General features: G+C 36.4%; 11 protein-coding genes. 5 read left to right on the forward strand and 6 right to left on the reverse strand.

Translation table 11 applies throughout. The features are described 5' to 3' along the window. Positions 1-125 precede the first annotated feature (125 nt). The 4 genes from QJV33_RS11620 (at position 126) to QJV33_RS11635 (ending at position 4,176) form a co-directional block, all read left to right on the forward strand. Positions 126-2,702 carry a DUF927 domain-containing protein gene (locus QJV33_RS11620; RefSeq protein WP_281463569.1) on the forward strand — a complete coding sequence of 859 codons (2,577 nt, stop codon included), beginning with the start codon at positions 126-128 and terminating at the stop codon, positions 2,700-2,702. A gap of 692 nt (positions 2,703-3,394) precedes the next feature. Continuing rightward, positions 3,395-3,691: a type II toxin-antitoxin system RelE/ParE family toxin gene (locus QJV33_RS11625; RefSeq protein ID WP_281463570.1), complete on the forward strand. Its 297-nt coding sequence runs from the start codon at positions 3,395-3,397 to the stop codon at positions 3,689-3,691. Positions 3,692-3,696: 5 nt separating this feature from the next. After that, positions 3,697-3,987: an addiction module antidote protein gene (locus QJV33_RS11630; protein ID WP_281463571.1), complete on the forward strand. Its 291-nt coding sequence runs from the start codon at positions 3,697-3,699 to the stop codon at positions 3,985-3,987. A gap of 15 nt (positions 3,988-4,002) precedes the next feature. Next, complete coding sequence (locus QJV33_RS11635; RefSeq protein WP_281463572.1) at positions 4,003-4,176, forward strand: hypothetical protein; 174 nt, start codon at positions 4,003-4,005, stop codon at positions 4,174-4,176. 485 nt (positions 4,177-4,661) lie between these two features. Here QJV33_RS11635 and QJV33_RS11640 read toward each other — a convergent pair whose 3' ends face one another. From QJV33_RS11640 to QJV33_RS11665, 6 genes are all read right to left on the reverse strand, one after another. After that, positions 4,662-5,363 carry a hypothetical protein gene (locus QJV33_RS11640; RefSeq protein ID WP_281463573.1) on the reverse strand — a complete coding sequence of 234 codons (702 nt, stop codon included), beginning with the start codon at positions 5,361-5,363 and terminating at the stop codon, positions 4,662-4,664. A gap of 2 nt (positions 5,364-5,365) precedes the next feature. Continuing rightward, positions 5,366-7,843: a M23 family metallopeptidase gene (locus tag QJV33_RS11645; RefSeq protein ID WP_281463574.1), complete on the reverse strand. Its 2,478-nt coding sequence runs from the start codon at positions 7,841-7,843 to the stop codon at positions 5,366-5,368. 22 nt (positions 7,844-7,865) lie between these two features. After that, positions 7,866-10,235 carry a type VI secretion system Vgr family protein gene (locus QJV33_RS11650; RefSeq protein WP_281463575.1) on the reverse strand — a complete coding sequence of 790 codons (2,370 nt, stop codon included), beginning with the start codon at positions 10,233-10,235 and terminating at the stop codon, positions 7,866-7,868. A 339-nt stretch (positions 10,236-10,574) separates the two neighbouring features. Then, positions 10,575-11,069 carry a hypothetical protein gene (locus QJV33_RS11655; protein WP_281463576.1) on the reverse strand — a complete coding sequence of 165 codons (495 nt, stop codon included), beginning with the start codon at positions 11,067-11,069 and terminating at the stop codon, positions 10,575-10,577. 52 nt (positions 11,070-11,121) lie between these two features. Then, positions 11,122-11,430, reverse strand: a complete 309-nt coding sequence (locus QJV33_RS11660; RefSeq protein ID WP_281463577.1) for a hypothetical protein — start codon at positions 11,428-11,430, stop codon at positions 11,122-11,124. Between the two features lie 8 nt (positions 11,431-11,438). After that, on the reverse strand, positions 11,439-11,969 hold the full coding sequence (locus QJV33_RS11665) for a hypothetical protein (protein ID WP_281463578.1): 531 nt from the start codon (positions 11,967-11,969) through the stop codon (positions 11,439-11,441). 973 nt (positions 11,970-12,942) lie between these two features. Here QJV33_RS11665 and QJV33_RS11670 point away from each other — a divergent pair. Then, a complete protein-coding gene (locus QJV33_RS11670) occupies positions 12,943-13,167 on the forward strand; it encodes a hypothetical protein (protein ID WP_281463579.1) in 225 nt (74 codons plus the stop codon). Positions 13,168-13,406: the final 239 nt, after the last annotated feature.

Below are 13,406 nucleotides of genomic sequence, written 5' to 3' on the forward strand. Positions count from 1 at the left end.
ATGGTCGGACTTTGCCACGGGGGATCGTGGGGGCGATTTAATCGCACTGGCTGCCTATTTGTTTGGATTATCACAGGGAGAGGCTGCAAGAAAATTAGCGGATATGTTAGGAATTGAGGCAATTAATGAATAATAAACAATCTCATGATCCCTTTAAGCCTTTGGATAATGTTATTTCGATTACTCAGAATGATCTTGAAAGAGGAAAAGAACAGGCTAATGATCCAAACTGGCAACCGATCGTTCCCGCCCCTTGTGAGCCTGTAAAGCCTGATAATGCTTCAATGATGTGGATTTACCGAACAAAAGACGGAAAACCATTTAATGCAGTATTGCGTAAAGAATGGACGGACAAGCAAACAGGGAAAAATCACAAAATAACACCTCCCTATACCTATGGGAAATTAAGAAAAAACCAAGATAGCAACTGGATTGAGGGGTGGCACATTAAAGGAGCTGTTGGATTAAGACCGCCCTACAATCTCGATCAAATCACCATGCGACCAGATGCCACCGTTTTAATTGTTGAGGGTGAAAAGACAGCCGATGCAGCTTCTAAAATATTTCCTGACCTAGTTGTAACGACTTCGCAAATGGGAGCTGGTAATGCGCATCATACCAACTGGAGAGGTCTTTTTAATCGTGATGTTATTATTTGGCAAGATCATGATGAAGCAGGCAGAAAATATGTCAGAGAGCTTATCAAGCTACTCTTTGATGCCTGTGTAAAATCAATTAGGATTGTGAATGTTCGGGATAAAAAAGGCTTTCCTAACAAATGGGATTTGGCAGATGTTTTGCCTTTACATTTAAATGTATCAAAGGAGGAAAAACACTCTTTCTATGATGAATGGTTGCGAGATAACCGACTTATCTTGAAGCCTTGTGATGAAGTTTTTAAGAAATACGAACGTTATCAAGTAAGCGATGGCGAATTAATTTATTATAAACCACGTAGAAAAAAGAAAGATAAAAATGGCGTAGAGCTGGATGAATTAGAAGACGCAGAAAATCCTATACCATTTAAAGGGGGTGAAGCTGATATTATAAGCGTATCAACAGCCATTGATATTAAAGGACGTGTAAAAACCATAGATCAAAACGGTTATAGTTTGATTATTGGGTTTGCGGATAGTGATGGCGACTATAAAGATATTACCTTACCTTTAAGCAAGGTTGCAGATAAAAAAGAATTAGAAAAAACTTTGATGGAGCGTGGGTGTATTGTTCATAAAGTAGATTTTTTAATTAATTTTTTAAAACTTCAAAATTATAAAATGCCAAGTTTCACGTTAAATGATCGGATTGGTTGGAATAAAGACAAAGATGGACGGACAGCGTTTGTATTGCCGAGTAAAGAGATTATAGGTGATGCTAATATATTTTCTAAAGAATATGACAATCAAAGCCTATTTATTAAAAAGGGTTTTCTTCATTCTTGGCGCAAAGAAATTGGACAATATTTAGCTAAAAATCATAATTTTTGTTTTGCTTGTTCGATTGGGTTTGCTGGTATTTTATTAGAACCCTTGAAGATTGACACAGGTGCTGTATTTAATTTTGTAGGTGACTCTGGTTCTGGTAAGTCGACATTATTACGAACCGCAGCAAGTATTTTTACTAATCCTAAAGATAATATTAGAAGCTGGAAAGGAACGGCTGGCGGTCTTGAGGGAATGGCTTTATTGTATAATCATCGATCTTTATACATGGATGAAATACATCAAGCAGATATTAAAACAATAGATTTTGCATCTTATGATTTACCTAATGGGGCAAGCAAAAATAGATTAACGCAAAGCATAGAGTTAAGACCATTTAAAAGCTGGTTATTACATACAACAAGTGCTGGCGAACGTACTTTAAAAGAACGATTAGCAGAATATAATATGAAGCCAGAAGCAGGACAGCTTGTCCGTTTTATTGATATACCAGTAGAAACAAATACAGGATATAAAGCATTAAATTATATTCCCAACGGGTTCAAGACGGCAAAAGATGTTGTTAAGCATCTAAATGTAGCTGTTAAAGATCATTATGGAACACCGTCACGAGCATTTATTGGCTTTATTGCAGAGAAAATCAATAATGGAGATGATGCTTACTTCGAAGATTTAACTAAAAGAATAAATAATTTGGTTGAAATCTGGCAAGATGGTCAAGCAATAGGAGAGCAAAGAGAGCGTGTTTTAAGTGCATTTGCACAAGTTGCTATTGCTGGTGAAGAAGCTACAGAACAAGGATTAACGGGCTGGGAAGCTGGAGATGCAACAAAGGCAGCTAAAGATTGTTTGGATCGAGCAACGGAGCTTAGAGGCAACAAAACAGAAAACGCCGAAGAAATAGCCATTCTTGAAAATGTTCGGGATTTTATACAAAAATACGGTGATAGTCGTTTTGCCTCTTTGCATGGTTCAAGTGATGAAAATAGACAAGACGACCCTACAAGCAAAATAACTAATAAGGTCGGATATTATACAGAACACGGGAAAGATAGAGAAAAAGAATATCTTGTATTTACTAATCAATTAGAAGATATTGGCAAGTATAACGAAAAAACAGTAGCTAGAGTTTTAAAAAAGAACGGTTTTTTAAACGTTGAAGATAAAAGATTCAAAAGACAAGTCCGCGTTAATGGTGGGCGACCTTGGTTCTATCCTATCAAACAAAGTATTTTATCTTATGGAAATACAACAGATTGATGCTCTGTCTTCACTTTGATAGTGAAGACAGCTACAAACCTTATATATCTAAGGGTGTAGCGATAAAAGAAAGAAAAAACGGTTTTGACTGTCTTCACTTTTGTCTTCATTGTTTTTTTTCTAAAAATGGCTGTATATCAACAAAAAATAGATGCTGTCTTCACTGTCTTCACTATTTTGCAAGTAGAGAGAGAATATTATATATAAATGTATATATATTACGTGATTGTTATAATCACTCGCGCGCGTGAAGTTCTTATATTCAAAAATAGTGAAGACAGTGAAGACAGATACCCTTTATATATATATATTACTTTATAAAAATAAATAATATAAGGAATAACAAGGGATATAGAGATTTTTTTTGTTTTTAATTTATTTTTAGCTGTCTTCACTCTGTCTTCACTTTAGGATACTTTGTCTTCACTTTTAGGGTTTATGTCTTCACTTTGAATATTTTCACCGTGCATTTGTATTTATTGTAAGGGGTCGGTAAAGCATAGACCCCTTTTGAGTAGTGTCATTAGTAGTGACGGTATTCTTTCGATGGTGTCGGTATTATCTACGTCATTTGATGTGAGCGGGAATTCCCTTTTACCTATTCTGTTGGTTTGACGATTTTGAATATACCCTTGTTGTATTGTCATCTTTCGATTACAATATTTATTAAGTTAGTATAATCTAGGATTATTATGGTTGAAGTTAAACGCTTACCAGAGTTTGACAAATGGTTTGCAAATATCAAAGACAGAACTGTTCGTATTCGATTAGCTCGTAGGCTCGATAAGGTGCAACGGGGTATTTTTGGTGATGTAAAACATTTGCAGGATGATATTTGGGAAATGAGAGAGTTTTTTGGAGCTGGTTGGCGATTATATTATATGAAATATAATGATGTTGTGATTGTCATGTTAGGTGGTGGGGACAAATCAACGCAACAAAAAGATATTCGAATGGCTATTCAATTAGCAAAAACGATAGAGGAATAAATAGCATGGTTAAACTATCAGAGTTACCTAATTTTGATATGGCAGATGAGCTTAAAACGAAAGAAGATATTCTTATTTATTTAAATGCGGTTATCGAAGAAAACGACCCATCAGAGCTTGCTCATGCGTTAGGTGTGATTGCAAGATCAGAGGGAATGTCTGAAATTTCAAAAAACACAACAATTCAACGCCCTGCTCTTTATAAGGCTTTGCGTAAAGGAGCTTCACCTCGTTTTGATACAGTTAATCAAGTTGTCAATGCACTTGGGTTTAAAATTACCCTCAGTCCTGTTTAAAAAGGTTGGTTGTGCATGAATGATAAAATACCAAATGATGAAACATTAGAGACTTTCGCAAAAACAGATCGGGGAGAAGATGTATATCTGGTAAAAGATTTGACTGATTTGTTGCAACGAATAAAAGACGGTAAAGAAGATGTTCTGAGTGATGAAGATGTGAGAAAAGACCTTGATCTGGAAGATTGAACATTAACTTAACTTCCTTAAAAATTGAGGTAGTTCATAATAGTGTTATTCATTGTAACGGAATTAGACCGCAAAGCTCTTTCAATAGGAAAATCATGTAATACAGTTCAAATTGAAACGATGATGCAATATTTGATTAAAAGCGGTGATTTTGTATGACATGGGATTTCGATGGTTTTCATCGCGATGGGTTTATGAGGCTTTGAAATCTCTAATCTGGTTGAAGATTGCTTTATTTTGATGATTTGAAGATTTTCAATCAAAAATTGTCATTTTTTGCGTTGATAAGTAATACGATAAGTAATACATTGCTTTTTATGAAAACGCTACAAGTATTGACTTAGCTGTGTTTTTATGGTATATTCACAGAATATATTATTCTAACACCCTATACAGCCCCTCCACAGAAAATCACCAGAAACAAAAGTAAAATAACGTTTATAAATAAAAATAAGCAAATCCATTAAATGAGCTTTTTATAATAACTATTTATCATCAAGGAATTGGGCGGTATTGAGGATTTTAATTAAGGTCGGAGTGTAATCATGTGCTGTAGTGCCTAAATGCTTTTTATCTAAAATATATTGTACATTACCATCTCCACATAATTGTTTCGTTTGATCTTTATTAAACAAGCAAAAAGAAATCATTTTCGAATATGGAGGTTGTCCTTCTTTGACTTTATCATCATCTGTTGAAAGAATATTTGTGATGAGCCAACCAAATACGTTACTACCTTTTAACACGTACATATTATAAACATGAATATTAGTATTATCTACTAATAAATTTACATTATAACCTGAATCTATAGGCTTCCATTGACGTAACTTGTTATCAAAAATTATGCGGTTATCAAAGCGCTGTGTTCTGCACATAGAATCAATTACTCCATCGCCATAACTTGCACCAACCTTTAAATCTTCGCGTATTTCTTTAATACTATCCTGAAAAGTTGGATGTGGTCTTAATATTATAGATGTTTCTTCTACTCTCATATTTTTTAAAAGTTTAAAAAACATTTTGCCGCATAAATTACTTTTATAATTTTTATTATTATCTTTGTAACCAGAAAGATTAGTCCAATCAATAACATGTGTAAATTCTGGTTCTTCCGCTTGTATTGTTTGTGTATGTATAACAATCATACAAAAAATTATAAATAAATAAGTTAATGATCTTTTCATAATTATTTCTTTTTATGTGATTTAGCTTTTGGGGTAGAGTTAGGTAAATTTTCTCCATGAATACCTCTTTGTCTATATCCCTCTGGTATTTCCAATAAAATACCATTACTATTGGGAAATTTCTTTTCTGTTAAAACAGAAAGGGCATATCCATACGCATAACAACGTTTAATAAAACCATTAACCGAATTTTCTGGGTGTTGACTAACAGAACCTGCATTTACAACAGATGCTACATCTTTACAGGCTTTACTTGTATAATATATTTGTGTACCACTATTTATAGTTAAAGAATGAGATTCATCAGCATATTTAGAGATATTATTCAAAACCCAATAAAAACCCGCAGAATCAATTGGATCTTTTAGAGCTTGACGTGCAAGATCATCTCTCCATGTTTGATATTGTTTTAAATCAACAGCATTATTAATATGCTGTGTTGCATCTACATAATCATCTTGAATTGGGGCATTATGAAAACGTCTATTATCCGTTTTATGTGGAGCAAAGTCTGGATCAACAACTTTTGTATGATAATGTTTTTCAATATATTGATATGTTTTTACAAAATCTTTAAATTTTTGAGAGATATTACGACCTCGAAACTCCCAATAACCAGAATAATTATATGGATGAGTTAATTGTATGAACCCTCTGCCATTCCAAGGCGGATACCATTTTGTTTCCCATGGACGAGATCTATAAATTATACCCTCTGAAAACGTAGTCACCCAAGCTGACTCTTCAAAAGCATTAGCTAAAAAAGAAGCAATACGGAGTGGTGTCGTCACACAATATTTTCTAAATACTTTATTTATATTATTTTTAATAACATCATTTCTTATCATGTTTGATTGATCAATATATATTTTCCCATCTATTTTAGTTGGAAGTATTTGTGTCAACTCGTTATTACTCAACCAACTGCATTTTCTAAAATGCTTGATGAACTCGATGGGCGGGAAATGCCAGTGGGTTTTATCGATGGGAATACCTGCTTCATCCCAAAAAGCTAAAGCCTGCGCAAAGTTTTTGAACTTTTCAAACGGTTTTTCTGCATTTTCATAAATATCTTGTTTAACCCAAGCATATCGCGTGTCAAAATCAGTCATACTCCATTCAGTCGGAAACTTGTAAAAAATCCTCTTGAGTTTTTCCTTAATCGTTGCATCATTGGTTAAAACATACCACTCGTCTTTTGCTCTTTGGTTTGAATCAATATGATTGAGACTTCCGCCTTGTGATAATTCCGTCCATTTTTTGGCGAGAATAGAGGTCACAATCGTTGAATCACAACGCCCATCGCCATCCGTATCATCACTGACAACACCCCAGCCTTTCCAATATGGTAAATCCGCATCGCTATATTTCTTGATATAGGGTTTATTTAAATCAACCCAATATTTCCCTTTGGCTGTCTGAATTTCCCTAAAATGCGTAATCGTTGTAGGGGCTTCAAAATCCTCATCCCCAATCACACGACCAAAACGAAGTAATTCAAACCCTGCTGTGGGTTTGGACGGATAAAGTGCTAAAGAAGCCTTGTATAGATTATACTCATGCACCGCATCCGTATAAGAACTATCCCCTTGTGTAACCACAGGATCACCCACCAAAGGCTGCCCATCCATGTCATAACTGGTAAAGGTGCATTTCCCTTTATCAAATGCCATTTCTACATATAAATCCTGACCAATCGTAAAATCCGTTCCATTATCCTGTTTTTTGGGAAGATAAACATTTTTTTTAACTTTAATTGTTTTATTACTTACCACCCCTGTTCTTTTATTCTTAACAGGAACCACCTTGTCTTCTTCAATGATGCTATGCTCACAAATAGACGCACCACGAGGCACAAAAAAATACATACTGCCAAAACAAGCATCAGTCCTGCCATTTTGTGCTTGAAATGCTTTCTCTGCACTTTCTTTGCTTATATGATAGTTCGGTGCAGTAAAGGCTAAATCCCCAATAAATTTTTTAGTATTGGCTTCATCTGCAACAATCTCAAAATGGATTTGATCCTCTTGATCTGAAATGATCCCAGCTTTCCCTAATTTTTCTTTACGATGAATATCAGCACCTTGCTTAACTGTTGCTTCAATAGACCCAAGATGCATATAAATCGAGTAAAACGTAACAGATAAATCTTCTCCAATTTCCGTATCATGTTGAATAACCACACATCCATTATCTGTCCATCCATCTAAATCATTATAAAGAGGATGCTTTTCTAAGGTTGGATAGTCTTCTGGTTTTGCCGTTGGCTGGCGAACATATAAAACTTTACCATCCGCAATAGCTCTAACAAGGCTTTTAGAAGAGGGCGCTTTTAAATGTATTCCCCCATGCCATTGTAAATAATAACTAATGGGAAAATTGCCTTCCCCTGTTTTCATCATCAATCCATCTACAAAATCATCACTCGATTGACTTTGAGTAACATCACCATCTGGTAAAAAAGGGGGACTTATAATCATTTATTTAACTCTAAGATAAAATTTACGCTGAAAATCTAAAACCATTTGCTTTCTTAGGCTGAGGCATAGGAGGGGGATCAATCGGCATTGAACCTGGATTTTGTTTAATGACGACGGCTGTTTTATGGATAATATGATCTGGGGCATTCATAATCACTTGATCTGGTGTGAGTTTAATAAAACACTTCTCTCCACAAACAAGATTGATCTCTGTAGGCGAGAAGGTCTGTATCTTGCCATCATGTGAGGTCAGCGTAATATCCATTTTAGCATCTAAATTCATCTGATTATCTTGCGCCTGTAACTCAACCTTTCCATACCCAGCAACCGCTCTAAGGTCTTTATTATGGGCAAAGAGGGATATTTCCTGACTGGCTGCCATTGTGACATTGTTTTTGGCGTTGAGGCTGACATCTTTGCCTGCTGTGGTGATGACGTTGCGTCCTGCATTATGTTGAATAGAGGATGGCGTGGTCTGAGCAATGCCTGCGGGGGCTGAGATGAGGACGCTGGCTTTCTGTAATGCTGTAACCGCGCCCTCAATTAACGCCATAAGGTTCGCCGTATCCAACCCAGTTGCCTTTGACGCATCTGCTGCTTCTCTGAGTTGCTTAGCTTGGTTTAACGCTGCACTAAGCTGTCCTGTGGCCTCAATCATATCCAGTGAGGTTGAGCTTGCCTTTTGCCTGCCATCCGCACTGATAAAGATCCCATTATTCGCTCTAATAGCGCCCCATTTGTCGGTTCGCAGTTCAAAGCCTTCCCCGCGTTGTTGTCTGGAACTATCGACAAGATGTCCCATATTGAGTTGGGTCTTGCCCCCATATTCTGTGGAGAGCTTGATATGTTCCTTACCCCGTTCATCATCCATTCGTAACTTGTTATTGGATGGGGTTCTTAGAACATTGCGTTTATAGTTCTGGATCGTAACATGATCGCCATTCGATGAGTCATGCAAGGCATAAGCAATATAAGGTCTGTCTGGGTCTCCATCTTCAAAGGCAATGGCGACTTCTGTCCCGTCCAATAGCGGCCAGTGAAACCCATAGGTGCCCCCACTATAAGGCTTAGCCAGACGCACCCACAGGCTTTCTTTGCCTTTGTCCCAAGTGTCTAAATCAAAATCAAATTGAACCTTATACCGCCCCATCTCATCGATATGACTATAGGTATCAAATTTCTCTGTGCTGCTTACTCTGGCAGGGATCGTGCCTGCAATATGCGGACGTTCAAGCAGTTTGGGTCTAAACCCAATCTGATCAGAATAGGGCATGGCTTCAAAGCGCATCTCATATTTGCCATTCCTTGAGCCTTTACTGGTCGTAGAGACGATCAGGAACCCATCTTTTAAGGCAGGGTCTGTTGACCCTCCCTCAATATCTAAAACCTTCCCAGGATAAAGTGATGGATCATTGGTCGTGCCATAAATACGGATTTTATCATTCTTATAACGTTCATTATGCAGCCTTGCATGAAAAGACCCCGTTTCAATTTCGGGGTCTATGTCAGTGCCGCGTTCTAAATACCGATCCCCATAATGATAAGGAACCCCGTAAGTCGTATTATCGGGCTGCCAACTATCGGTCTCGCTGTTCTGAGTAGCATTAGCGCTGCGATAGTTATAATCCTTAACCTTCGCCCCTGCCTGCACCACGTTATGATGCACTTTAATCCCCCAGACAGAGAGAATAGCATTATCACTCATGCCAGAACCCGCAGGATTACGAATAGGAAGGCTATTGCCAAAGACATATTTGCTTTGATCGTCAGAGAATACGATTACATCAAGATCAAGGCGTGTATCCATGTCAAAACGATACCAAATCCCATCCCACGCAAGCTTTCTTGCGATAAAGTCATAATCCGTCTCTTTATACTGCATATCCTGCTCATGGGCAGGATAAGTATGGTTTAAATCCATATGGAAATCTTGACCTTCAAAGCCATGACGGGTTCGTAAGATCTTTTCAACGATTTGAGGGATGGATTGGTTTTGAAAGATGGAAGTATATTGGGTTTTACGAAGTAAAGCTAACCGAGGTTCTAGCGTTACCCCATAGGAAGTTTGATCTTTAGAACTACTAATCTTGGCAAAGCCTGTAATCACCCCATAAACACGCCGTTGTGGCTCTAAATCAGAAGGGGATTGAAAAAAGAACTCGGCAGAACAGTTTAACACGTCTTGAGGGGTGATATTGGGATCAAAAGAGGTAAAACGGATCTGATACGAAAAAGGCTCACTAAGCTTCTCAACCCCGTGAAAATCCTGCACATCGATATTAGCATTACAGCCTGTGATAGTGAGGTGATAGCGATTATGACCAGAACCAGAAACGCCTAGACCCTTGCCAGTGAGAAGAGCCTTCGTTGCATCGTCCACAACGTCAAACATTCCCATAGCATCACCTCATTATTCGTTTAAAACTCAAGATTATTACAATAATGAAAATATGCCGTTTTATTAAGACGAGCAAGTTACTTTTTAGAAAATCATATAGAAATTAGGCACAACTTGATTAAAAATCAAAATTAATCAAAAAATCAAATGGCGTTTTGCGAACAATATGTGCGTGCGACAGGCAGGAATTACCCTGCCTGCGCAAGATCACGATACAGTCAAAAGACAATCATAATCTAAGGGAAATCCTAGGTTCTAGCAATTTAAACTTAATAGGGGCGTTTTTTATTGGGTAAATGATGAGTTTCTCGGCCAATACGCGCGCGTAGGATACTAACGAAATAACTTCTTAAAGCGTCCAAGCAATCCAGTGTTGCTAGTATCATCAACAGAACCATCGTTTTTTTGAGGCTCTGATATGTTATCTTCTTTGGGTGGTTCGATTGGTTGCGTTGTCTCTTGCCTATGCTCAAGGAGCTTTAAAGCCGTTTTAAGGCTGTCTATCGTTTGTAGTCGTTCGTTAGATAATCGCTTTTCAGCTTCCAACTCTAATTTAAGCAAATCTATTTGATGCTCTAAGGGTTTTTCTTTTGGCGTGTTAGTCACGTCATTTGGCGTTTTATCGTTGATGACATGGCGTGACATTGATGTGATGTCAATACCTGACATTATGTGGCCATATACTCGTATAAGCTCTGATGTATCAATACCTTTGTTGTCATTTTGAGTCATGACAAAAGATAGTTTACCATTAGACAAATGACGTTGTATTGTCCTGACACTTTTCCCAGTCAACTTGGATGCTTGGGTTATTGATACAATCGACATAATAGACCTTAACTAAATAAAACTATTTTTAATTTTTACAGTCTTACAGAATTTATAATCCATTTCCTCTTCGAGTTTCATCTCGTAGTATCTTTCTTGCATCCATCAATTCTATTTCTCTATCGTCATAAAAAGCCCATCCGTTAACTCCATTTACATTTTCCTCAATGTATTGAAGGTTCTCCGATGGTATTGTTGATATTTCTGATAACTTTCTTACAATCAGGTTTGTAAACTGTCTGATAATAGATTTAGTGTAAAACTTTGGTCCGTTATATTCAGAAAACCATTGCTGTCGTTGTAACAAAGATGCAGCTTCTTGAAATATTTTTTCGTCTAGCTCTGGGCATTCATAAGTCATTTTAGTTACTATTTCCTACCGTTAATCAGTGATAGTTTTGGAGCGGTAGGTCTTGCCTTGTCGCGTTCCTCTTGGTTGAGATGGGTCGCAACATTAGGATTCATGTAGTAAGTCACACCGCGCCCCTCTTTTTGCTTAATGATCGCTTTGATGCTTTCTAGCTCTGACATGATAGTGCTGACATTGCGGGGTAATATATTAAGTTCTTTTGCTAACTCTTGACGTGAAAGCATGATTTGACTTGTTTCACGGTGGACGTTTTCAAACAAGATAGACCATAATTCAAGAGCTTTTAAAGGGCGTTTACTATTGGTTGTTAGCCATTGAACAACGGCTCTGTTCTGTTCAGGGCTTATCATGATAAATGTCCATGTATTAGGGTCGTTAAGTTTATTTTTACGTTTTAAATCCCATAAAAGAGCAGAGGCTTTCTTTTCGTTAAGATCTGGGATTTGTTCAAATAACAACTGTAATTGTTGTATTATTTCTAGCTGGGCTTGCTTGTCTTTTGGTTGTAATCGTTTGATCTTAGCTGACATGATTAAAGCCTTGTTGATAAAATGCTAATTAGTCTCACATTATGAGACTAACTAATCTCACATTATGAGACCTATCGTCAAGCCGTTTTTTACGGTTTCCCAACGATAAGACGAGTTTTTGAAGTTCCCTAGATATAAATAGATAAATTTAACTCCCTGTAGTCCCTCTTTTTTGTGGATAAATCGATCTATTCGATCCTTTATTCTCTCACAGTAGTCCCATATAGTCCCATTAAGTATCAAACGTTCCAAAAAGATAACGTAATAATCGATTTAAACGCTTGTAGAGTGTGATGTAAAGTCACAAGGTATAACCTACCAGATGATTCACGAATCACACTCAGGGATAAAATATGATCCATTTTGAGGTATATTTTCCTATGATATGAAAACAACTCTAAAAAAATTACAAACTTAACTAAAAAAACCATTATTTAACATGATTGGCTATTTCTTGGGAAAAACTCATCAACCTTTATACTAAAGGTATAAAAAATGAGGAAAATAAAGGGGTTATTTACTTAAATTAATATGATTAAGGCTTTTGTTTTAATCATAAATAAATTATATTAATAATCTATAAAAAAAACTTGCTTTGGATTGCAGTCCAAAAACAAGCTCTTTTTATAAAAACATTGATTTACCTAAAATTTTAGAAGGTCAAAGGTAAATCTAATAACAATCAAACCTTAAAATAAAGGCTTAATATGTTCACTATTCATCATCATACAGATGATATTTGTATTAAACAATTAAAATTTAACTCCTTATGTGCCTTATATCGATCCGTTTTTAGAATAAAAAACTTCGTTATCATTGGTTACATAAGGAGTTTTTTTGTTTAAAAACCTCAAAAAATATTCTTCAAAATATGTAATTTTACCCATCATTTCATGATGCGATGAAACGCGTCATCAATTCAATCATCATTCCTAAAATCAAATCTCATTCAATCAGACAAAAGGAAATAAATATGTTCATTAATTTTAAACATTTAGAACAAGCGCCAGAGCAATTACAGATTGCAGATGTTGGCATGATTATTGACCGTCAATATGCAGCAACGCGTGATTTTATTCGTAAAAGCAAGCTCAAGAAAACCACAAAAGGACGGGATAAGTTTATCAAAAAGTCCGATTTACTGGCTTATTTTGAGCGTAACAACTGGCTGCCTAGTGGTTTTTTTCAAGAGCAATAGACAAAAAAATAGCCCGCTAGAGACGGGCTTTTTTCACTTTTAACAGAAGGTCGTTAAGAAATGAAAAATAAACAAATTAATTTTAACTATGTTAGCACGCTCGCTTTAAAAAACATAGAGGCAATTTTAAGAAATTGGTTGCCAGATGGTCGAAATATTGGGGGCGAATGGGTGGCACGCAATCCCACCAGGTCAGATCATAAGGCAGGATCGTTCAAGATTAACTTACGTTCTGGGCG

This window comes from Commensalibacter nepenthis (assembly GCF_029953305.1).
Classification (GTDB): Bacteria; Pseudomonadota; Alphaproteobacteria; order Acetobacterales; family Acetobacteraceae; genus Commensalibacter; species Commensalibacter nepenthis.

What these genes read in the sequence shown, in the direction of transcription:
- QJV33_RS11620 (WP_281463569.1), top strand. Translation starts at nt 126, where the DNA reads ATGAATAATAAACAATCTCATGATCCCTTTAAGCCTTTGGATAATGTT.
- QJV33_RS11625 (WP_281463570.1), top strand. Translation starts at nt 3,395, where the DNA reads ATGGTTGAAGTTAAACGCTTACCAGAGTTTGACAAATGGTTTGCAAAT.
- QJV33_RS11630 (WP_281463571.1), top strand. Translation starts at nt 3,697, where the DNA reads ATGGTTAAACTATCAGAGTTACCTAATTTTGATATGGCAGATGAGCTT.
- QJV33_RS11635 (WP_281463572.1), top strand. Translation starts at nt 4,003, where the DNA reads ATGAATGATAAAATACCAAATGATGAAACATTAGAGACTTTCGCAAAA.
- QJV33_RS11640 (WP_281463573.1), bottom strand. Translation starts at nt 5,363, where the DNA reads ATGAAAAGATCATTAACTTATTTATTTATAATTTTTTGTATGATTGTT.
- QJV33_RS11645 (WP_281463574.1), bottom strand. Translation starts at nt 7,843, where the DNA reads ATGATTATAAGTCCCCCTTTTTTACCAGATGGTGATGTTACTCAAAGT.
- QJV33_RS11650 (WP_281463575.1), bottom strand. Translation starts at nt 10,235, where the DNA reads ATGTTTGACGTTGTGGACGATGCAACGAAGGCTCTTCTCACTGGCAAG.
- QJV33_RS11655 (WP_281463576.1), bottom strand. Translation starts at nt 11,069, where the DNA reads ATGTCGATTGTATCAATAACCCAAGCATCCAAGTTGACTGGGAAAAGT.
- QJV33_RS11660 (WP_281463577.1), bottom strand. Translation starts at nt 11,430, where the DNA reads ATGACTTATGAATGCCCAGAGCTAGACGAAAAAATATTTCAAGAAGCT.
- QJV33_RS11665 (WP_281463578.1), bottom strand. Translation starts at nt 11,969, where the DNA reads ATGTCAGCTAAGATCAAACGATTACAACCAAAAGACAAGCAAGCCCAG.
- QJV33_RS11670 (WP_281463579.1), top strand. Translation starts at nt 12,943, where the DNA reads ATGTTCATTAATTTTAAACATTTAGAACAAGCGCCAGAGCAATTACAG.